At 74.7% G+C, this 20717-nt stretch carries 16 protein-coding genes; 6 read left to right on the top strand and 10 right to left on the bottom strand.

Annotated elements, in window-relative coordinates; translation table 11 throughout:
- The first annotated feature begins 80 nt into the window (after window positions 1–80).
- Window positions 81–584 (top strand): SAM-dependent methyltransferase, encoded by a 504-nt coding sequence (locus tag ACFFIA_RS30070; protein ID WP_377257165.1) that lies wholly within the window; start codon window positions 81–83, stop codon window positions 582–584.
- Window positions 585–1085: 501 nt separating this feature from the next.
- On the opposite strand, the gene ACFFIA_RS30065 is transcribed toward ACFFIA_RS30070, so the two are convergent.
- Window positions 1086–2267, bottom strand: a complete 1182-nt coding sequence (locus ACFFIA_RS30065) for a pyridoxal phosphate-dependent aminotransferase (RefSeq protein ID WP_377257162.1) — start codon at window positions 2265–2267, stop codon at window positions 1086–1088.
- A 19-nt stretch (window positions 2268–2286) separates the two neighbouring features.
- Here ACFFIA_RS30065 and ACFFIA_RS30060 point away from each other — a divergent pair, with 19 nt between their 5' ends.
- Together ACFFIA_RS30060 and ACFFIA_RS30055 are read left to right on the top strand one after the other, a co-directional pair.
- The gene (locus tag ACFFIA_RS30060) at window positions 2287–2829 is read left to right on the top strand and encodes a helix-turn-helix domain-containing protein (protein WP_377257159.1); all 543 of its coding nucleotides are present in this window, start codon (window positions 2287–2289) and stop codon (window positions 2827–2829) included.
- A gap of 120 nt (window positions 2830–2949) precedes the next feature.
- Window positions 2950–3522, top strand: a complete 573-nt coding sequence (locus ACFFIA_RS30055) for a TetR/AcrR family transcriptional regulator (RefSeq protein WP_377257156.1) — start codon at window positions 2950–2952, stop codon at window positions 3520–3522.
- Window positions 3523–3813: 291 nt separating this feature from the next.
- On the opposite strand, the gene ACFFIA_RS30050 is transcribed toward ACFFIA_RS30055, so the two are convergent.
- Window positions 3814–4344: a GNAT family N-acetyltransferase gene (locus ACFFIA_RS30050; protein WP_377257153.1), complete on the bottom strand. Its 531-nt coding sequence runs from the start codon at window positions 4342–4344 to the stop codon at window positions 3814–3816.
- Between the two features lie 159 nt (window positions 4345–4503).
- Here ACFFIA_RS30050 and ACFFIA_RS30045 point away from each other — a divergent pair, with 159 nt between their 5' ends.
- A complete protein-coding gene (locus ACFFIA_RS30045; RefSeq protein ID WP_377257150.1) occupies window positions 4504–5853 on the top strand; it encodes an MFS transporter in 1350 nt (449 codons plus the stop codon).
- 126 nt (window positions 5854–5979) lie between these two features.
- Here the strand turns inward: ACFFIA_RS30045 and ACFFIA_RS30040 are convergent, their stop codons facing one another.
- Together ACFFIA_RS30040 and ACFFIA_RS30035 are read right to left on the bottom strand one after the other, a co-directional pair.
- Window positions 5980–6360, bottom strand: coding sequence for a RidA family protein (locus ACFFIA_RS30040; RefSeq protein WP_377257147.1), 381 nt, complete (start codon window positions 6358–6360; stop codon window positions 5980–5982).
- 4 nt (window positions 6361–6364) lie between these two features.
- Window positions 6365–7693, bottom strand: a complete 1329-nt coding sequence (locus ACFFIA_RS30035; protein ID WP_377257144.1) for an amidohydrolase/deacetylase family metallohydrolase — start codon at window positions 7691–7693, stop codon at window positions 6365–6367.
- Window positions 7694–7763: 70 nt separating this feature from the next.
- Between ACFFIA_RS30035 and ACFFIA_RS30030 the strand changes: the two genes are divergently transcribed.
- Entirely contained in the window at window positions 7764–8927 is a 1164-nt protein-coding gene (locus ACFFIA_RS30030) for an alanine racemase (protein WP_377257141.1), read from the top strand.
- Between the two features lie 844 nt (window positions 8928–9771).
- Here ACFFIA_RS30030 and ACFFIA_RS30025 read toward each other — a convergent pair.
- From ACFFIA_RS30025 to ACFFIA_RS30000, 6 genes are all read right to left on the bottom strand, one after another.
- Window positions 9772–9906, bottom strand: coding sequence for a hypothetical protein (locus ACFFIA_RS30025; RefSeq protein ID WP_377257138.1), 135 nt, complete (start codon window positions 9904–9906; stop codon window positions 9772–9774).
- Between the two features lie 35 nt (window positions 9907–9941).
- Window positions 9942–14123: a cation-translocating P-type ATPase gene (locus tag ACFFIA_RS30020; RefSeq protein ID WP_377257135.1), complete on the bottom strand. Its 4182-nt coding sequence runs from the start codon at window positions 14121–14123 to the stop codon at window positions 9942–9944.
- A 10-nt stretch (window positions 14124–14133) separates the two neighbouring features.
- On the bottom strand, window positions 14134–14709 hold the full coding sequence (locus ACFFIA_RS30015; RefSeq protein ID WP_377257132.1) for a hypothetical protein: 576 nt from the start codon (window positions 14707–14709) through the stop codon (window positions 14134–14136).
- 436 nt (window positions 14710–15145) lie between these two features.
- Entirely contained in the window at window positions 15146–16093 is a 948-nt protein-coding gene (locus ACFFIA_RS30010; RefSeq protein ID WP_377257129.1) for an NADP-dependent oxidoreductase, read from the bottom strand.
- Window positions 16094–16604: 511 nt separating this feature from the next.
- Entirely contained in the window at window positions 16605–16877 is a 273-nt protein-coding gene (locus ACFFIA_RS30005) for a hypothetical protein (protein WP_377257126.1), read from the bottom strand.
- A gap of 196 nt (window positions 16878–17073) precedes the next feature.
- Complete coding sequence (locus ACFFIA_RS30000; protein WP_377257123.1) at window positions 17074–19266, bottom strand: MMPL family transporter; 2193 nt, start codon at window positions 19264–19266, stop codon at window positions 17074–17076.
- Between the two features lie 134 nt (window positions 19267–19400).
- Here ACFFIA_RS30000 and ACFFIA_RS29995 point away from each other — a divergent pair, with 134 nt between their 5' ends.
- Window positions 19401–20561, top strand: coding sequence for a sensor histidine kinase (locus ACFFIA_RS29995; RefSeq protein ID WP_377257120.1), 1161 nt, complete (start codon window positions 19401–19403; stop codon window positions 20559–20561).
- The last annotated feature ends 156 nt before the right edge of the window (window positions 20562–20717 follow it).

Raw genomic sequence — 20717 nt, 5'->3', positions numbered from 1 at the left:
CGGCGGCGGCCGGGCTGGCGGCTGGTGAAACGGTCGTCGGCGGAGCGGTTTTGTCGGACCCGGCCGGTACGGTCCGTGGCATGGCGGTACCCGAACGGCTCCGGTGGGCGGTCGAGACGCTCGACCCCGCGCCGGGCGACCATGTCCTGGAGATCGGCTGTGGCCCCGGCGTCGCGGCCGACCTCGTCTGCCAGCGCCTCGACGGCGGCGGCCGGCTGCTGGCGATCGACCGTTCCCCGGTCGCGATCGAGCGGGCCACCCGGCGAAACGCGGAGCACGTCGCGGCCGGCCGGGTGCGCTTCGCGCAGACGGCGCTGGAGGAGCTGGCGACCGACGACCGCTTCGACTCGGTGTTCGCGGTCAACGTCAACCTCTTCTGGACCCGCTCGCCCGCCCACGAGTTGGCCCTGATCCGCGGCCTGCTCCGCCCCGGCGGCACGCTGCACCTGTTCTACGAGCCGCCGGGGCCGGCGCGCGTCAAAGAGCTGACGACGAAGCTCGAGGCCGCCCTGCGGGAGCACGGCTACGACCCGCGCACCGCGACCGCCGGCACGCTCCTGGAGGTCCGCGCCGTCCCGGCCTGACGCACGCCGCGCCCGCCCGGTCGTGCGCCGCTCCGCGCTGTGGGCGCCACTCCGCGTGGGGTGCGCCGTTCTGTGCGCGGGGCGCCGCTCCCGTGTGTGGCGCGGGCGCGGCGGCCGGATGGGGGCGGGCGGCGGCAGATTCCCACGGCGGACCGCCGCCCGCCCGACTCAGGCCGGGCTGGCCGGCGTCTCCCCGGAGCACAAATGTAAACTTTCTTAAGCGTTCCAATCAGACCATCGACGGCGACCGCTGTCAACGCGGACGTTCGTCGGCGCGCTCGCGCCGTGCGTGGCCGCGACGATCTTCCTGGGCCGCTCCGGCGACGAGTTTGCCCGTCGCGCTCCCTCCCTCGGTGGTCGGCGGGCCCTCCGCGCGCGAGGGCCCGGCTCAGGCGGCGGCCCCGGACCGTGGAGAGGACCCGCGGACGTGCCGGGTTCTGGACCGCGCGGAGGGCTCGCATGACCGCTGACGCTCCGCCCGCTCGCCTGGCCGCACGAGGCTCAGCGCAGGCCGGCGGCCGCCAGGCGCTCGGGGAGGGTGGCGAGGCGCTCGACCGGCTCGGCGCTGAAGACGAAGCGGATGTGCCGCGCCGCCACCGTGTCGCCCCAGCCGGTCATCGCGGTCGCCGCGACCGCGCCGTCGCGGAGCAGCCGCCGGGACACCTCGGCCGGGTCGATGCCCATCGCCACCGTGTCCAGCAGCAGCGACCAGCCGCCCGCAGGCCGCACGAGTGGGAGCCCGGCGAGGCTGGTGAGGATGGTGTCGCGGCGCCGTTCCAACTCGGCGGCCGCGGCGGCGACATGCGCGTGGTCACCGCGGAGGACGGCGGTCGCGCCGGCCCGGGCGATGCCCACCGGCGTGGTGGTGTTGTAGACGTGCGCCCAGCCCACGTGCTCCACCAGCGCGCGCGGCCCGGCGACCCAGCCGACCCGCCAGCCGATCATGCGAAACTCCTTGGAGAGCGAGCCGATCACCAGCGTCCGCTCCGCCATGCCCGGCTCGCGCACCGGATGCGTGAACGGGCGCCCGTCGAAGAGCAGCCGCTCCATCGCGCCGTCGTAGATGAGCAGCAGGTCGCGCTCGCGGCACAGGTCGCACACCGCCCGCCACTCCTCCTCGTCGAGCACGGCGCCGGAGGGCATGGAGGGGCTCATCAGCAGCAGCGCCCGGGTCGCCGGCCCCACCGCGGCGCGCAGCGCGTCGAGGTCGAGGCGCCACTCGCCGCCCACCACCCGGTACGGCGCGAAGCGCGGCACACCGCCCACCAGCCGTACCCGGTTGACCAGCCCCGCGTACGTCGGGTCGCCGAGCACCACCTCGTCGCCCGGGTCGATGGTGGCGAGCAGGCAGTCGAGGGCCGCCTCGGTGCCGCCGCTGGTCACGATGATCTCGTCGGCCGGGTCGTAGCGGTGGCCGGTGCGCTCGACGAGCAGGTCGGCGATGGCGGCGCGCAGGTCCTCGTCGCCGGTGAAGGGCAGCCACGAGTTCGCCGGCGGGGTCGTGAGCGCAGCCGCGGTGACCGGCACCGCCTCCGGCGGGAGGGGCAGGTCGGTGTCGAGGTTTTCCAGCCGCAGCACGGGCCAGCGCCCGGTGACCCGGTCGGCCCGATGTGCCACGCGGTCAATGCCGAACCCGGCGATCTCCGCCATCCGGCGCGCCGCCCTGACTCCTGGAGTAGTCATGGTGACTACTATAGTGCGCATGACCGACTCTCCCGCCACTCGTATCGCGGCCAATCTCCGCGCGCTCCGCGAGGCGCGCGGCCTCTCCGTGGTGGCGCTCGCCGAGCGGAGCGGTGTGGGGCGGGCGACGCTCACCAACATCGAGGCGGGACGCGGCAACCCCACGATCGACACGCTCTACGCACTCGCCGACGCGCTCGGCGCCGCACTCGGCGACCTCATCGGCGAGCCGGCCAGGACCCGCGTCGAGGTGGTGCGCGCCGGCCACGGCACGCGCGTGGAGGGGGCGGTCTCCGCCCGCCTGCTGGATCGGGTACGCGGGCACCGGCTCGCCGAGTTCTACGAGGTCGAGTTCGCCACGACCGCCCGCCACGCCGACCCCCACCCGGCCGGCGTCACCGAGTCGCTGCTGGTGGTGGCGGGTCGCCTGCGCGTCGGCCCGGTCACCGAGCCAGCCGAGCTGGGGCCGGGCGACTTCATCCGGTTCCCCGGCGACGTCCCCCACCTGTACCAGGCGATCGGTGGCCCGGCGCGCGGCGTCCTGGTGATGGCTCATCCCTGACGGTCACCCGGACACGGAGCGGTCATGGTCGCCCAGGCGGGACCGGTCATGGTCGGAACGGGTGAGGCACCACCAGAGCCGCGCTTGACGAGGATGGCTAACAAAGTTAGCTTTGCGGCTATGAAGCGTAGTCACCGTGCTGGCCTCTCGACCGCTGCCGTGGTCGAGGCCGCGCTCGCCATCGTCGACGAGCAAGGCGCCGACGCGCTCACCCTAGCCAACGTCGCGCAGCGCACCGGCGTCGCCGCGCCCTCGCTCTACAAGCATGTCGGCAGCCTCGCCGAGCTGCGGACCCTGGTCGGCGCGCGCGTGCTGGAGGAGATGACCGAGCGCTTCACCCACGCGGCGCTCGGCCGCTCCGGCGACGATGCGGTGGCCGCGCTGATGCACACCTACCGGGCCTACGTGACCGAGCATCCAGCCCGCTACGCGATCACGCCCGCCGACGCCCTGCACCACCCCCACACGGCCGCCGCCGGCACGCGACTGCTCGAGGTCTTCCTGGCGGTGCTGCGCGGCTACGGCCTCACCGACTCGGCCGCCATCCACACGACCCGGTGCCTGCGGGCGGTCGTGCACGGCTTCGCGTCGCTGGAGGCGGCCGGTGGCTTCGGGCTGCCCGAAGACCTCGACGAGACCTACGAGCACCTCGTGCGGGCCTCGATCGCCAGCCTCCCCCGCCGTCCCGCCTAGACGATCAATGCCAAGGGACAGATGTGGGCTGCCGCGATGCCCGTCGCGGTCCGCCCCCCCGGCCCTGACCGCCGGCCGCAGGGTTGACGGACGCACTCGACATCACCCCAGTAACCACCGCGCCGGTGTCGGTAGTGGCAGGTTCGAGATCAAGACGAGTTGTGGCCCCAGTGGAGCCTGTCGCAAAATTGCTCGATCACAGTGAGTGTCGAGAAGAACACGGCTGTATCGGTCGCTGGCCGTCGAACGGCGGCCAGCGAGGGTTAGCGCGGCGCGGCAGCGGCGCGAACCTCAGTCGAGGTCGCCGGGGCGCAGGCGGAAGACCTCGAGGCGCAGGTCGTAGTACTTCTCGGTCTCGCCGACCCACTGCATGCCGATCCGGCGCGCGGTGGCGCTGGCGCGTTCGTTGGCCGGGCGGGTGACCGCGAAGACCTCGTCGGCGCCCTCGTCGAACGCCCAGCGCGCGAGGGCACGGCCGGCCTCGGCGGCGTAGCCGCGTCCCCAGGCGTCGGGGCGGAGCTGCCAGCCCATCTCGAGGTCTTCGCCGCCCGGCGGGAGTGGGAGCAGCACGGCGCCGCCGATGACCTGCTTGTCGTCGAGGCGCTCGACCGCCCACCGGCCGGCGGGCGTGAAGAGGCGCTGGTCCTCGGCGATCCACTGCTGGAGGATCAGCCGCATCGCGCTCAGGTCGCTGACCGCGTCCATGGCCGGGCTGAGCCACCCGGAAACCCCGCCTTCGCCGTAGACGGCGAGTGCCGCCTCGGCGTCGTCGACCTCCCAGGGGCGCAGGGTCAGTCGTTCGGTCGTCAGACGTCCAGCCACCAGCCAACTCTAGCCACGGCGCGGCGCTGTGCGACACGCCGGCGCCGGAGCGCACCGAGCCGACGGCGAGCCGACACCGGCCGTTCACGGTACCGCTGCGCGGGTGATGGGAAAGGCACGCGCCGGACAGCCGCGAAACACGGCCTAGGCTAGGTCTACATGGCCTCCCGCGACACCCGCGTCCTCCGCTCCGTGCTCGCCGCCCGGGGCTTCCGGAGGCTCCTGGGTGTACGCCTCTCCAGCCAGCTCGCGGACGGTCTGTTCCAGGCCGCCCTCGCCGGCAGCGTGCTCTTCAACCCCGACCGGCAGACCAGCGCGATGGCGATCGCCGCGGGCTCGGCGCTGCTGGTCACGCCGTACTCGCTGATCGGGCCCTTCGTCGGCGTCTTCCTCGACCGGTGGAGCCGCCGCCAACTGGTGGTCTTCACCAACCTGCTGCGCGCCGCGCTGGTGCTGCCGGCGGCCGCGCTGATCAACGCGGGCGACAAGGGCGTCGGGTTCGTGGTGGTCGCGTTCGTGATCATCGGGCTCAACCGCTTCCTGCTGGCCGGGCTCTCGGCCGCGGTGCCGCACGTGGTGGAGGACCGGCGCCTGGTCACCGCCAACTCGCTCTCCGGCACGCTCGGCTCGATCTGCTTCTCCGTCGGCCTCGGCATCGCGGTCGTCCTGATCAACTGGATGATCTCCGCCGGCGACTCCGGCTACGCGGCGATGGCGCTGGTCGCCCCCGTGGGGTACGTGGCCTCGTCGCTGCTCGCCTGGCGCTCGTTCCGGGTCGACGAGCTCGGCCCGGACCACGCCGCCGCCCCGGCGCGGGCCCCGATGCGCTCGGCGATCGGCGACGTCGTACGAGGCATGGGCGACGGCCTGGCCCACCTTGCGAGCAAGCGCGGCGCGGCGTACGCGATGGTGGCCAAGGCCGGCTTCCGCGCCCTCTTCGGCGTGCTCACGCTCGCGATGCTGCTGCTCTACCGCAACTACTTCGTCACCGACGACAACGTGCAGGACTCGATCACCGGGCTCGCGTTCGTGGTGGTGGCGGGGAGCGCGGGCGTGCTGGTCGCGGCGGTCGTCACCCCGGCGGTCACGCGCCGGATCGGCGGCTGGCGGTGGGTCGCCGGACTGATCGCCGGCATCGCGGTCGCGCTGCCGCTGACCGTGTCGCCGTTCACCCAGCCGCTGCTGGTGGTCGCCGTCTTCTGCGTCAACATCGCGGCCCAGGGCACCAAGATCGTGGTGGACACGTCGATCCAGCACGAGTGCGACGACGCCTACCGCGGCCGGGTCTTCGCGGTCAACGACACGACCTACAACCTCTCGTACGTGATGGGCCTCTTCGCCGCCGCGCTCACCCTCCCCGCCGACGGGCACTCGCCGGTCGCGGTGTTCGTGGTCGCGGCCGGCTTCGCGCTGATCGCCGGCTGGTACGCGGTCGTGGCCGGCCGCTGGGCGCGCCGGGTGGGCGACGACATCGCCCAGCCCGACCGCGCCCCCCTACCGGTGGGTTAGGGCCCGTTTGGCAGATTTGAGCTACCGCGATGACCGCCGCGCTCCGGACCGTCGCTCCCGCAGCCTCACCCGCCGCGGTCCACGACCCCGGCGGTGAACGGCCGCCCGGGCCGCCGCCCGCTCAGGTCAGGGACCGGTGTAGAGGACGGCGTCGACCTCGATGTTGAAGCCGTCCAGCGCCACCGGAAGCGTGGTGCGCACCGGGGGCACGAGCCCGGTGAAGTACTGCCCGAAGATCGTGTTCATCTCGGCGAAGTCGTTCCACTCGCGCAGGTAGACGCCGACCCGCACGGCGTGGGCGAGGTCGCTGCCGGCCACTTCCGCGATGCGGGCCAGGTTGGCGAAGGTGGCGTGCGCCTGGTCCGCGAACGCCCCTCGGACCCAGGAGCCGTCCGGGCGCATCGGCACCGCGCCCGCCAGGTACACGAAGTCGCCGGCCACGACCGCCTGTGAGTACGGACCACCGGGCGGAGGCGCCAGCTCCGTCGAGATCGCGCGTATGGGCATGTGGTCATCCTTCCCTCGTCGGTAGCGCCGTGGCCGGCCCTCCTCCGAGGCCGGTCTCCGGCGTCGCTCGCGGAAACTGCTCGCTCAGCCCTTCCGGGCCGACCAGCGGCTGGCCGAGCAGTGCGCGCAGGGCGTTGTCGCGCCGCTCCAGTGCGGCCCGCTGCGCCCCGGTCAGCGGTATCCAGGCCGGCGGCGGCTCGGGCAACGCCGGCGGGAGGAGGCGGCCGGCGACGTACGTGGCCTCGTTGACCAGCCGCTCCGGCGCCTCCCGCACCTGGCCGTGCGCGTCCACGACCGGCACCGGCCCCGCCTCCACCGCGAACACCGCCAGGTCGGCCACCGCCCCCACCGCGAGCGTCCCCACACCGCCCCGCAGCGCGAGCGCCGCGGCCGGGCGCGCGGTCGCGGCGGCCACGACCTCCTCCAGCGGTACGCCCACCGCGCGCAGCTTCGCCATCGTCGTGGGCATGTCGAAGACCGGCCCGTACCGGCAGCGCGCGTGCAGGTCGGTGGAGACCGTGTGCGGCGCCAGCCCGGCCGCGAGCTGCTCCTCCAGCACGTCGAAGGCGAACCCGCCGGCGCCGTGCCCCACGTCCAGCAGCACGCCCCGCGCGTACGCCTCGCGGACCACCGGGCCCGCGCCGGTCGCCGCCACGCCGCTCGCGCAGTGGGTGAGGATGTCACCGGGGCGGAGCAGCGGCAGCACGTCGGCCGGGCCGGGCGGGCCGGCCGCCACGTGCACCATCACCGGCAGCCCGGCGGCGCGGGCCACATCGAGGGCGCGCTCCAGCGGGCGTATCCCGTGGTCGCCCACCGTCTCCCGGTCGATCCGCACCTTGACGCCCACGACCAGGTCGGGGTGGCGGGCGATCGCGTCCAGCGCGGCGTCGACGTCGCAGTGCGCCAGGTCGACGGACTCGCCGGTGCGGCCGGTCAGCCCCACGGCGGAGATGTTGAGCAGGGCGGGGACCCGCACGCGGAAGGAGTCGGCGGCGGCCCGCAGCGCGTCGATCGTCCAGGCCCCGGCGGAGCCCGCGTCGACCCAGGTGGTGACGCCCGAGTGCCAGGCCACCGGGTCGGGCTGGATGCCCCAGTAGGTCGCGCCGGGGTGCACGTGCGTGTGCAGGTCGACCAGTCCAGGCGTGACCAGCCGCCCGGTGACGTCGACGACCTCGCGCGCCCCCTCGCGGGGCAGCTCCGGCGCGACGGCCGCGATCCGCCCGCCCCGGACCGCCACGTCGTGCCGGCCGATGTGTCCGCCGCCCACATCGACCACGTGCCCACCGGTCAGCAACAGGTCATGCGGGGACCCGCTGTCGATACCGATGGTCACCGCCCCCACATAGGATCAGCCAGGGAAGTGGAAGAAAGCCTATCCGCCGGGTGGAGAGGGCGCCAGGATCGTGCTCGACAAAGGCTTCTGGGGTCATGGCGACCCGGTGGGGCGACCACTGTTCGGCGGCGCGTTCGGCTGGCCGCTGATGGTGGCGCGCGCCTCCGCCGTCACCCGCAACATCTCCACCATGGCGGCGTTCGCGCGGCGGCACGGCCTCGCCCTCGCCCCGCACGGCAAGACCACGATGGCGCCCACGCTGATGAACGCCCAGCTCGCCGCCGGCGCGTGGGGCATCTCGGTGGCGACGGCACACCAGGCGCGGGTCTGCCGCGAGTACGCGGTGCCCCGCGTGCTCATCGCCAACCAGCTGCTCGACCCGGCCGCGCTCGCCTGGGCCGCCGCCGAGACCGACGCCGGCTTCGCGCTCCACTTCCAGGTGGACTCGACGGAGGGGGTCGCGGCCGCCGCGGCCACCGCCGGGGAGCGTCCGCTGCCGGTCCTCGTGGAGATGGGGTACACCGGCGGTCGCACCGGCTGCCGCACGCTCCCCGCCGCCCGCGCGGTCGCCGAGGCCGTGGCCACCTCCCCGCGCCTCGCCCTGGCCGGCGTGACCGGCTACGAGGGCGGGCTGCCCGACGCGCCCGCGGTGGCCGCCTTCCTCGACCTGCTCCGCGCCGCGACCATCGAGCTGTCCGACCTGCTGCCGCCGTCGGTGCTCGTCTCGGCCGGCGGGAGCGCCTGGTTCGACGTGGTGGCCGAGCGGCTGCCCGGCGACTGGCTTCCCGGCCACCAGGTGGTCCCGTTGCTGCGCAGCGGCGCGTATGTCACCCACGACGACGGCTACTACCGCGACCGCACGCCGTTTCGCCGGCTGCCCGGCGAGGGCACGCTCGACGCGGCGCTGGAGGTGTGGGCGCAGGTCATCTCCACGCCCGAGCCGGGGCTGGCGATCGCCGGGCTGGGCAAGCGGGACGCCCCGTTCGACGAGGGCCTGCCGGTGCCGCTCGCGATCCGCCGCCCGTCCGGCGAGGTCGTGCCCGCCGACGGCCTCCGCGTGACCCGGCTGATGGACCAGCACGCCTTCCTCACGGTCGAGGGCGCCGCGGTGACCCCCGGCGACCTGGTGCGCTTCGGGATCTCGCATCCGTGCACCGCGTTCGACAAGTGGCGGGCGATCCCGCTGGTCGACGAGTCCAATGTGGTCGTCGACGTGGTCCGCACGTACTTCTAGGGGCTCCCCGTGGCGGGGTCGACCAGGTTCCAGACGACCTGTGGCGTCCTGGGCGCCCTAACCCGTTTAGAGAGTTTCCGGGGTCGAGGCGTGGTCGCGGGGCTGGGCCACCTTCGCACCTGGTGTCAGAAATCCTCGCGGGTGAAGGTCCGCACTGCCCGTTACGGTTCGGTTTCGCTGTGGCAGAAGGGAGCTACCGCGATGCCCATCGTGCTCACGACCGCCGCTCCCGCGGCCTCACCCTCCACGCCCCCACGACCACGCCGACGCCGACGGACGCCACACCTCGCCCTGATCCGGCCGCTTCTGGCCGATGGAGGACATGCCCGCGCGCTTTGAGGACGGGGACGTTCGCCGTCTTGCAGGTCCCGGTCGTGCGTGGCGAAAGCTCACTCCCTGGGGGTCGACCGGTCGCCACGGGCGGACCGCCTCCCGGCCCGGTCGGCCCAGGCAAGGGGCCTTATCGGACCCCTGGCGGCCGGTTCGAACGGGCAATGCCCCCGGACAATCGCCCACACCTGCCGGGTCCGGCGCGGCGACCACCGGACCCCGGCATCCACGCCGCGAGTCGCACATCCGGCGTCCGCCCCGGGTTGGGCGCACCGATGCGCCCAGCTCGACAGCTTCTCCAACACACGACACCAGGTCCGATCCCGGCCCAGCCGCGCGACCACCCCGAGTCCGAAAGGCTCCCCGCCGCCGGCCACGCGGGGAGAGCGTGGGGGTCGTGTGGACGCGGAGGGTGAGGCTGCGGGAGCGGCGGTCCGGACCGCGACGGTCATCGCGGCAGCCCGGCTTGGAGTTTGATCTGTCGGGAAGATCCCGAGGGCGGGGAGGCGCGCTGTCAGGCGAAGGCCGCCGCGGTCTCGTCGGAGGGTGCGAAGGCGGTGGCGAAGACACTCTGGAAGATCCACTTAACCAGCGACTCGACCAGCATGACAGCGGCCTTGGCCAGCATGTTCGCGAGAAAATCAGCCATGGCCGGCACGCTAGGTCGGCCCGGTGTACCGAGAATTAACTCTGTGTAACGGGTTGGCGGAGCAGCCGGGGCAGCAGCGGCGCGGCGATGGTGCCGGCGGTCGCGGTGCCGAGCGCGACGGTCCAGCCTCGGACGCCGAGCGGGCGGCAGCCGAAGAGGTGGCTCAGCCCGGGCGTCTGCACGACGACCGTCAGGGCGGCCAGCGAGCCGAGCGCGGAGGCGACGATGAGGCCGCTGCGCCTGGTCACGGTGAGGGTCTGGCCCAGTTGTGTGCCGACGAGGGCGACCAGCGCGACGGTCCCCGCCGACCCGCGCAGGCCGGTGATGCGGGCCAGCGTGAGTGCCGCCGTGGCCGCCCCGGCGGTCACGCCCGCGCGCAGGTACACGTCCCGGGTCAGCACCGGGCCCAGCGACGCCTCGGGGCCCTCGGCCAGCAGCGTCTCCGGCGTGACCCCCGGCGGGCGGCGGGTCGCCACGGCGAGCGCCGGCAGCATGTCGGTGAGCAGGTTGACCAGCAGCAACTGCCGGGCGTTGAGCGCTTCTCCGCCGCCGACGAGGCTGCTGCCCACGGTGAAGACGATCTCGCCGAGGTTGCCGCCGACCAGGATCGACACCGCGTCCCGTACGGAGGCCCACATCATGCGCCCCTCGATGATCGCGTCGGTGATCGTCTCCAGCTTGTCGTCGACCAGCACGACGTCGGCCGCCTCCCGGGCGGCCTGCGTGGCCCGCCCGCCGAGCGCCACACCGACGTCGGCGAGCCGGATCGCCGCGGCGTCGTTCGCGCCGTCGCCGGTCACCGCCACGATCCGGCCGATGTCGCGCAGGCCGCGCACGATCCGTACTTTCTGCTGCGGCGTGACCCGGGCGAAGATGGCGGTGCCGGGCAGCGCCTCGGCCAGCGCGGCGTCGTCCATCGCGTCCAGCTCCGGGCCGGTGACCACGCGGCGGCCGTCCAGGATCCTCAGCTCCGCCGCCACCGCCTCGGCCGTGCTCGGATGGTCGCCGGTCACCATGACGACGTCGATGCCGGCCTGCCGGAGCTGGTCCACAGCGGCCGCCGCGGTGGGACGCGCCGGGTCGGCCAGCGCCAGCAGACCGAGCAGCACCAGCCCCTCGATCGGCGTACCGTCGAACGTCGCGTCTGGCCGTACCCGGCGCTCGGCCACCGCCAGCAGCCGGAAGCCGCCGCGGGCGAGTTGCTCCACCTCCCCCTCTACCCGCCACCGCGCGGCCGCGTCGAACGGCACCTCCCCGCCCGCCCGGGACCAGGTGCCACACCGGTCGAGTACCGCCTCGGGCGCGCCCTTCACGCACATCCGCCGGCCGTCCTCGGCGTCTCCGATCACCGCGTGGTAGCCGCGGTTGGACTCGAACGGCTCCGCCTCGACCGGCGTCCACACGCCGGCCCCGTGCGCCGGCTCCACCCCGGCCGCCTGCCCGCCCTCGACCACCGCGCGGTCCGTCGGGTGCGGCAGCCGGCCGTTCGCCTCCGGGCTGGCCCGCAGCGCGGCGGCCACGATGTCGCGCAGCGGCTCCGACAGCTCCTCCACCGGCCGGTACGCCTCGCCGTCCGAGACGCCGCGGAGACTGATCCGGCCCTCGGTGAGGGTGCCGGTCTTGTCGAAGCAGAGCGCGTTCACCCGGCCCAGCGCCTCGATGGTCGGGGGGTTGCGGACGAGCGCACCCCGCCGGGAGAGGCGGCGCGCGGCGGCGAGTTCGGCGAGGCGCGCGACGAACGGGAGCCCTTCCGGGATCGCGGCGACCGCCAGGCTCACCGCCGGTGTGACGGACCTGCTGAGGCCGCGCCCGCGCAGCAGGTCGAGGAGCATCAGCGCGGCGCCCGAGCCGATCGAGACCGGGAGCGTCACGCGCGTCAGCTGGCCCAGCCGCTCCTCGACGCCGGTGGGCCGGGGCGCCTCGCCGCTGAGCCGCGCGGTCCGGCCCGCCTCGGTGCCGGCGCCCGCGGCGACGACGACCGCGGTGGCCTGGCCGGCGGCGACGACCGTGCCGGCGTACACCATCGAGGTGCGGTCGGCGATCGTGTCGGCCGTGCTGGGCCGGGCCGACTTCGCCACGAGCTGCGACTCGCCGGTGAGGCTGGACTCGTCCACCTCCAGCGCCTCGGCCCGCAGCAGCCGGCAGTCGGCCGGTACGACCTCGCCGGCACCGATCTCGACCACGTCGCCCGGCACGAGCCGGTCCGCGTCCGCGGTTACCGCGTCACCGCCCCGGCGCAGCCGGACCCGGCTCGCGGCCCGCGCGCCGAGCTGGCGCAGCGCCCGCCCGGTACCGACGCGCTGCATCCCGCCGAGCAGCGCGTTCACGCCCAGTACGGTGCCGATCATGGCGGCGTCGACGACCGAGCCGACCGACGCGGAGACCGCCGCCGCGCCGGCGAGCGCTGGGGTCAGCGGGTTGGCCAGCTCCTCGATCGAAGCCCGGGCGAGCCCTTCCCGTTCGGGCTCCTCCAGGGCCGGTGCCTGGTTGGCGCGACGCCGCGCCTCCTCCTCGTCGAGGCCGTCCTGGCTGGTGGAGAGGCGGTCCAGCACCGCCCGCCAGGGCATCGCGTGCCACGGGGTCCGGTCCACCGCGACCGGCCGGGGGTGGCGGGCCACCTCCATGCCGGCCCAGGTGCCGACCGCGAGGCCGATCACGGCACCGCTCTGCACCGCCACCGAGGCGCGCGCCACCGCGCCCTGCGCCGGGCCGGCCACGGCCAGCAGGCCGGCCACGGTCGAGGCGGCGAACGCCAGCTTCGCCGAACGCCGGCTCATCGGCCGGGCGGCCGCCGCCGCGTCCAGGAGCAGGCAGACCTCCGCCAGCCCGGGACCGCAGAGCACCGCCGCGCCGAGCGGCGGCCGGGTCCGGCGGCCGAGCACGCCGATCCCCACGTCAGCGGCGGCCAGCACCGCGCCGCCCCGCCCGGAGACGAGTACGACGCCCCGCCCCTCCCCCTGGAGGGCGCGCAGCCCGGTGCCGAGCCGTGCCCCGCCGGGCACCACCCGGTCGAAGTCCAGCCGGTGCCGCAGCCCGCTGCGCGGGCCGGCCAGGACCACGTCGCCGACGCCGCGCGCGGACGCCAGCAGCGCGTCCACCAACGGATCCAGCACGGGTACGACGGAGACCAGGCCCGCGGGCGTGTCGTCCCGCCACAGCGCCAGTACGGTCCCGCCCCTGAGCCGCGCCTCCCGCGTCCACGCGTCCTCGCCGCCCAGCGCCTCCACCGGCGCGACCGCCCACCGCCCTTCCTGCCGGGTGGCGGTGGGATCCACCAGGTCGACCAGCTCCTCGGCCTCCCGGCGCAGCTCGTCGGCGTCGACCTCGGCGTCGAGGGCGTGCACCTCGTCGATGGCCCGCTCCCCGGTCAGCAACGCGGACGGGTCGATCACCACCGTGTCGACCCGGTCCAGCCGGCGCAGCGCCTCCGGATCCGCGATCAGCACACCGCGCCGGGCCGCCGCCCGGCCGACCTGCGCCGCGTACGCGTCCCGCCCCACCCGCGCGGCCTTCGGCAGCGCCGCGACCGCGAGAGCGTGGGCCCGCCGCGAGTCGCGGGCGACGGTGAGCCCGCTGAGGAAGCCGGCCCCGGCGGCGCCGGTGGCCATGTCGGCGTACCGCTCGACCGGGCCGGGCGGCAGCGGCACCGGGCGCTCGGTGGGCTCGGCACCGCCGTCGAGGATGTCGGCCGTCTCCTGGCCCTCGTCGGCGGCCTCGGCCTCCTGTTGGGCGGTCTCGGCGTCTTCGTTCCCTTCGACGGTCTCGCTTGTCTCGCCGGCGGCCTCGCTTGTTTCGTCGGCGGTCCCGCTGGTCTCGTTGTCGTCGGCGGCCTCGCCGGTGAGCCCGAGCTCGTCGCGGCGCCGCAGCCAGGCCCGCCGCCGGGCGCGCGCCTCGGTCAGCCGCGAGAAGCGGTGCGTGGCGTCGACCACCAGCCCGAACGTGCGGCGGGACAGCGCGTTGGCGGTGGCCGTACTCACGCTCAGGGTCACGTCGGCCGGCCCCGGACCGAGCCGCCGCACCAGCGCGCCCCGGATGCGGGGGGCGGCGTCAGCCCAGGTCAGCGCGGTGGCGGCCGCGTGTGGCAGCGGCCCGATCGGCACTATCCGGCTCGCCAGCGCGACGCCGATACCGGCGAGGTTGATGCCGAGGGTGACGGCTTCGGTCAGTACCTCGCCGGATCCCGGCAGGGTCGGGTCCGGGGAGGCTGGAGAGGTCACGCCGGGCCCGTCAGGCCCGGGCATGGCGCAGCCGCGTGCCCGGGCTGGCCGTACTCGCCGCGCGGATCGTGGTCTTCGTCCGCCGCCGGACATCCGCGGGCCGCTCCGGCCGGCCGCCGCCACGGGACTCCTGCCGCGAGGGCTGAGCGGGCCGCGCGCCGCGCGCACGCCGCGCGAACAGGGTCCCGGCGCCGATCGCGACGGCCACCGGCCACTCGATCACGCCCGTCACGCCGAGCACGCCGAGCCCCGCGTAGTACGCCAGCCGCGTCGGCGGCGGCAGGTGACCGGCGACCGCCCGAGCCGCGTGGGCGGCCTCCGCCCGACCCAGCCGTGGCAGCGGTGGATGCGGTACCCGGTCCACCAGGCGGCGCAGGGAGCCGACGTCGGGGAGGTGGAAGGTGGCTGACACGAACGGGAGGTTGACCGTCCGTTCCCCCTGCTCTGGCGGGGCTTGGGTCGCAGTGGTCATCGTCATCGTCCCCTCGGCGAGACCCCCGAAGTCGACCCGGACGGCCCGGACGGCGAGGGGCTCTTGCTGGGCGTCGCGATACCCGGGCGGTGCGCGGCTATGCGCACTGCTCACCTCGGGATGATGGTTGGCTGGGGTTGACGGCGCGGGTCGCGTCCCGGCGGTGTGTCGTTGGATCCGGTGGTGGTGCCGCTTCGCGGCACTGGTCGGCGTCGGTGCCGCTTCGCGGCGCGGAGGCGGCGCTTCGCGGCGCGGAGGCGGCGCTTCGCGGCGCGGAGGCGGCGCTGCGCGGCGCACGACGTCACTTTCGCGCGGCGCGCGGCGGGTCGGTGCGTCTCTGACCCGCTTCTCCTCGTGGCCGAGGGCGGGGCGCGGGGCGGCTGGGGCACCTCTGCGGCGGGGTCGGCTGGGCACATCCGCGTTGGAGTCGGCGGGAACCTCCAGCGAGCGCCGGCTCGGGGCCTGGCCGCTGGCGGAGTCGTCAGCGGCTCAACAGGATCGATCCGCGGTTCGCGCCCCGGGCGCGACTCTGTCCTCTGTGGACGGGCAGTCAGGGATTGACCTGGACGACGATCTTGCCGCGGGCCCTGCCGCTGGCGAGGATCGAGAAGGCGTCGGCGGCCCGGTCGAGCGGCAGCACGGTCTCCACGTCGACCTTCAAGCCACCGGCGACGACCTGGTCGGCGAGCATCGTGAGCACATCACGGGTGGGCCTGGCGATGATGTTGGTCCCCGTCAGCCCGACGGCCGCGAGGGCCTGCTCGTCGGCGGCGCCGAGCAGACTCACCACGTGGCCGCCCTCGCCAACCGCGGCCAACGGCAGTTCCTGCGGGGTGTACGCGAGCACGTCGATCAGTCCGTCGATGCCCTCCGGGTACGCCTCCCGGATCTGGTCGGCGATGGGCGCGGCGCCGTAGTCGATGATCCTGGCCGCGCCCAGTTCGGTCAGCCGCTCGGTCTCGCTCTCCCTGCCTGTGGCCATCACGGTCACGCCCATCGCGGCGAGCATCTGGATCACGTACGAACCGACACCGCCGCTGGCGCCGACGACCAGTACCCTGTGCCCGGCCCGCGGGTCGACCGCGTCGACGGCTGCCTTGGCCGCGGCACCGGCGAGCGGCAGCGCGGCGGCGGTGACGAAGTCCAACCCCTCGGGCTTCCTCGCCACGGCTTCGGTCGGCAGCACCGCGTACTCGGCGAGGGTACCGTCGTGGATCGGCGACCCGAGCAGCACGTGACCGATCACCTCGTCGCCCACCCCGACCTGGCCGTCGCCGGGGCCGACCGCCTCGACGACACCGGCGGCGTCACGGCCGAGCACGAGCGGGTACACGTGTCGCATGGTCTCGGCCATCTGCCCGGCGACGATCCAGTTGTCGATGGCGTTGAGGCCCGCGGCCTTCACCCGCACCAGGACCTGACCCTCTCCAGGCTCAGGGGCCGGCAGGTCCGCCAGCTCGGGGCCCTTACCGGGAGCCGGGACCTGAAACGCGCGCATCGCATCGCTCCTCTCCGACAGGCCAACGAACGGCGGACCGCCCGGCCGCCGCTGGCACCGCCCAAACCGCCCCGGCGGCGGCGGTCACGAGAACCGGCGCGTCACCACCGGAAGCGGGTTCCCGGCCGCACGCGTATGTAACCGGCCGCAAGGCGCCCGTCCACGCATGGCGCCCGTCGGCAGAGGCGCCGTCCGCGCAAGGTGGCCTTCCGCGCACCCCGGGACGGAGCGTGGAGCGACGCTTCGCGTGCGAGCGTCCGCCTGGGCCGACGCCTGGCCGGGCTGGCTCGTCTGGCTGGCGCCACGGCCGGCCAGCTCGGCGCCCCGGAATCGGCACCGGCACCAGGTGAGCGGAGTCCGATGCGTCTGGCCGGGACCGTCTGGCCAGATCCTGCCCGGCGGACCCGTCGGTGGAGCGATGCCGTGTGGGCTCTCCCAGCGAGGGCTGGGCGCCGCGACCTTCGCCAGGCCGCGTGCACCAGCGGCGCTCGGCCGTTGGTGCACGACGCGACTAGAGGTTGGGGTCGGCGTTGGGTATCGGACGCTTCAGGTAGTAGCGATGAACCTCGGTGGTGCCTTCGAGGTTGTTGACATCCTCCTCGGTCGACACCAGCTCCCAGCCACGGTCCCCGGCCCGGTTGAGGTGCGAGATCGCGGTGTCACCGAGAGCGGACACATCCTGCCTCGTGCCATCCGGCGAGTACCAGGTATACGACAGGCGCCACTCAGAAGGCCCGGACGCCTCACGGCGGCGGACCAACAAGGCGTACTCCCACCTCAGCATCCGTCCATTATGGCCTCTCCCGGTTACGGCTCTCTCCTCGCGGTGGTTGCGCGCGGTCGGCGCCACTTCGCGTGTCGCTCGAAGCCGGGCCTGCCGCTCGAAGCCGGGCCTGCGCCGCAGGCCTGGCCCGCGGGCGTAGCCTGGCCCGCGGGCGTAGCCTGCCGCTGGAGTGGGCAGCGTGCCCGCTCGGTGCGGGTCAGTCGGAGGTCGGGCGCTCGATGGCGAGCCTCGGCAGGACGCGGGCGATCGGGCGGGGCAGCCACCACGCGCGGGCGCCGAGCAGCTCCATCACCGCCGGTAGGACCAGGCAGCGGATCACCACGGCGTCGAGGAGGACCGCGACCGCCAGCCCGAGGCCGAACTGCTGGAGCATCCGGTCCGGGCTCAGCAGGAACGCACCGAAGACCACCACCATGATGGCCGCCGCCGCGGTCACCACACGGCCTGTCGTCGCCAGGCCCTCGCGCACGGCGGCGGGGGCGTCACGGTGCCGCTCCCACTCCTCGTGCATGCGAGAGAGCAGGAACACCTCGTAGTCCATCGAGAGTCCGAACACGATCGCGAAGATCATGACGGGCACGTACGACTCGATGGGGCCGGGCTGGACGCCGAACAGGCCGTGCTGGAAGACGAGCGTGATCACTCCCAAAGAGGCGCCGACGCTGAGCAGGTTGAGGACCGCGGCTTTGACCGGAATGAGCAGCGAGCGGAAGACCGCCATCAGCAGCAGCGCGGAGAGCCCGACCACGACCGCCACGAAGAGAGGCAGCCGACCCGCCACCGCGTCGGCGAAGTCTTCGGCCGCGGCCACGCTGCCCCCTACCAGGAAGGTCGCGCCGGTGTCGCGGGAGAGCGGGGGCAGCACCTCCTCGCGCAGCCGCTGCACCAGGTCGTGGGTCTCCGCGTCCTGGGGAGCCGACGAGGGGAAGACGATGATCGTGGCGACGTCGCCGGACGGTGGTGGCGCCACGGTGGCGGCCACACCGGGCACATCGTCGAGCGTGCCGGCCGCGGGCGCCGCCGCACCAGGATTGCCCTCGACGACCACCACGAGCGGGCCGTTGAAGCCCGGACCGAAGCCCTCGGCCAGCAGGTCGTACGCCTGGCGGCTGGTCGTGGACGGCGCGTCGTTACCGGCGTCGGCGAACCCGAACCGGATGCCGAACGCCGGTGCCGTGATGGCGAGCAGCGCCGCGACCGACACGAGAGCCGCGGCCCAGGGGCGGCGCTGCACGGCGGCGGCCCAGCGGCGCCAGCGGTCTCCCTCGGGGCCACGGGCACGGCCGGCACGGCGCCGCACGCCCCGCTCGATGCGGCGCCCGAAGATCGCCAGGAGTGCCGGCAGCAGCGTCAGCGAGGAGACCATGGTGACGAGCACGGTCACCGCGAGGGCCACCGCCACGCCCTGCAGCGAGCCGAGGCCGAGGGCGACCAGGCCCATCAGCGCGATGATCACGGTGCAGCCGGCGAAGAAGACGGTGCGCCCCGCCGTGTCGAGCGCGATGCGGGCAGCCGCCGAGCGGCCGACACCGGCGGGGTCGCTGCCCTCGGCGTCGCCGGCTGGCCCACCGCGCTCCAGGCCGGCGATCAGCTCCGCGCGGTATCGGGAGAAGACCAGCAGCGCGTAGTCGATGCCCACGCCCAGCCCGACGAGGATCATCAGTGGCGGGGTGAACTCGGCGATGGTCGCCAGGTGCGACGCGAGCACGACCAGCCCGATCGAGCTGCCGACCGCGAAGACCGCGATCACGATCGGCAGGCTGGCGGCCAGCAGCGAGCCGAACAGAAGCACGAGAATGACCAGCGCGGCGAGCAGCCCGATGCCCTCGGCGGCGCCGCCCTCGCTCTCCTCGGCGCCCCGGACCGCGTCGCCGCCCAGCTCGACCCGCAGGCCACCGCCCTCGGCCGCCTGGGCCGTGTCGATGATCGTGCGAACGTCGTCGGTCGGCACGTCCTGCGCCTGGCCGTCGAGCGTGACCGTGGCGTACGCGATCGTGCCGTCCGCGGCCACCGCACCCTGCCCGGCGAACGGGCTCTGGACGTCGGCGACGTGCGGCAGCGTACGCACCTCGTCGAGCATCGCCTCGACCCGCTCGCGCGCGGCCGGCGCACTCACGCCGCCGGGGTCCTGGACGACAATCTGGACCGTGTCGCCGGCGCGGACCGGGGCGTGCTGGCGGAGCGCGTCGACCGCCCGCTGCGACTCGGTGCCGGGCAGCGAGAAGTCGTTGTGGTAGGTGCTGCCGACCGCCTGGGAGGCGACCGTGAGCGCGGCGAGGACGAGCACCCACAGGGCGAGGGCCCACCACCGGTGCCGCTGTGCCCAGCCGGCGAGGCGGGCCAACCGGGATGTGTGCGTGGTGGGGCGGGACGGGGCCGAAACGGACATGCGGGTCAGGCTATGAACGGCGACCACTTCACCGCATCGCGCCACGGGGCGAACCGGTCGTCCCCCCGTGGGGGTACGCGGCGTGCCTCCGCAGGGCGATCCGGTACGGGCCTCCGCTGGCCTAGGCTCAGGACGTGAACCGCCGAAGTACCACCGTCGACCTGGGCATCGCCGTGCTGGCGCTGGCCCTGTCGCTCGGCGTGCTCGCGGCCGACGGGCTCGGCACTCCCGACGCGAGCGTCCGCCACCTCGACGCCCTCGGGGTGCTGCTCACCGCGGTGACCGCCCTACCGCTCGCGGCCCGCAGGCAGGCGCCGATGACGGTGTGCCTGGTGACCTTCGCGGCCAGCGGCTTGCTCTATTGGCTCGGCTACGGGTTCGACCTGCCGCTCGGCCCGGGCATCGCCATCTTCACGCTCGGGATGGCCTACGGCGGCGCCCCCCGCCCCTGGCGCCGGCGGCTGGCCATGCAGGTCGCGCTCGCGTTCGCGCCGGTGCTGGGGCTGGCATACCTGGTGCGCGGCGCGGACGTGGGGGCGATCCTGGTGCCGGAGCTGCTGGGGGTCGCGCTGGTCGCGGCGACGCTGTGGCTGGCCGGCGACCGGGCGCGGATGCGCCGCGAGCGGATCGACGAGTTGGAGGAGCAGGCCCGCCGCGCCGGTCGCGAGGCGGAGCGGGAGCGGCGGCTGGCGGTCGCCGAGGAGCGCACGCGGATCGCCCGCGAGCTGCACGACTCCGCCGGCCACGCGATCAACGTGATCCTGGTCCAGGCGGGCGCCGCCCGGCTGCTGCACGAGCGCGACCCGGAGGGCTCCCGCCGCGCGATCACCGCGATCGAAGACGTGGCACGCGGCACGATCGGCGAGATCGACCGGCTGGTGCGCGCACTGCGCGACGACGGGCCAGTCCCGCCCGCCCCGGCAGATCCCTCCGCGCTGGCCGATCTCGTCGAGCGGCACCGGGCCGGCGGCCTCTCGATCGCGGCCGAGATCCCGGCGCCGGTACGGGCACTGCCGCACGGCGTCGCGTGGGCGGCATACAGGATCCTGCAGGAGGCGCTGACCAACGCGGCGCGGCACGGGCAGGGCAGCGCCGACGTGGCGGTGCTGTTCGCGCGGGACGCGGTCGACATCACAGTGACCAACCCGGCCGCCACCGTCCGGTCCATTGGCGGCGGCCACGGGATCGTCGGGATGCGGGAGCGTGCCACGCTGCTCGGCGGGACGCTCGACGCCGCGGCCGAGCACGGCACCTTCCGCCTGCACGCCCACCTGCCACACGGCCAGCCCGCATGACCCCAGCTCAGACCCGCCGCACGCGCTCCACGACCGCGCCCGCAGGCGGGCGCCCGCCGCGCACTCCGGCCCGACCACACGGCCCGCCGCCGGCGCCAGCACCTGCCGCCAGGTGGCTCGCGACCGGGGCAGCGTCCGAGACACGGCCGCGATCGG

It is taken from the genome of Phytohabitans kaempferiae (assembly GCF_042433955.1).
GTDB classification, from domain to species: Bacteria; Actinomycetota; Actinomycetes; order Mycobacteriales; family Micromonosporaceae; genus Phytohabitans; species Phytohabitans kaempferiae.
The sequence above is the reverse complement of the archived record's forward strand: the minus strand, read 5'-3'. Positions and strand labels throughout refer to the sequence as shown.

What these genes read in the sequence shown, in the direction of transcription:
- ACFFIA_RS30005 (WP_377257126.1), bottom strand. Translation starts at nt 16,877, where the DNA reads ATGCTGAGGTGGGAGTACGCCTTGTTGGTCCGCCGCCGTGAGGCGTCC.
- ACFFIA_RS30040 (WP_377257147.1), bottom strand. Translation starts at nt 6,360, where the DNA reads ATGCCCATACGCGCGATCTCGACGGAGCTGGCGCCTCCGCCCGGTGGT.
- ACFFIA_RS30065 (WP_377257162.1), bottom strand. Translation starts at nt 2,267, where the DNA reads ATGACTACTCCAGGAGTCAGGGCGGCGCGCCGGATGGCGGAGATCGCC.
- ACFFIA_RS30010 (WP_377257129.1), bottom strand. Translation starts at nt 16,093, where the DNA reads ATGCGCGCGTTTCAGGTCCCGGCTCCCGGTAAGGGCCCCGAGCTGGCG.
- ACFFIA_RS30045 (WP_377257150.1), top strand. Translation starts at nt 4,504, where the DNA reads ATGGCCTCCCGCGACACCCGCGTCCTCCGCTCCGTGCTCGCCGCCCGG.
- ACFFIA_RS30055 (WP_377257156.1), top strand. Translation starts at nt 2,950, where the DNA reads ATGAAGCGTAGTCACCGTGCTGGCCTCTCGACCGCTGCCGTGGTCGAG.
- ACFFIA_RS30000 (WP_377257123.1), bottom strand. Translation starts at nt 19,266, where the DNA reads ATGTCCGTTTCGGCCCCGTCCCGCCCCACCACGCACACATCCCGGTTG.
- ACFFIA_RS30070 (WP_377257165.1), top strand. Translation starts at nt 81, where the DNA reads ATGGCGGTACCCGAACGGCTCCGGTGGGCGGTCGAGACGCTCGACCCC.
- ACFFIA_RS30060 (WP_377257159.1), top strand. Translation starts at nt 2,287, where the DNA reads ATGACCGACTCTCCCGCCACTCGTATCGCGGCCAATCTCCGCGCGCTC.
- ACFFIA_RS30025 (WP_377257138.1), bottom strand. Translation starts at nt 9,906, where the DNA reads ATGGCTGATTTTCTCGCGAACATGCTGGCCAAGGCCGCTGTCATGCTG.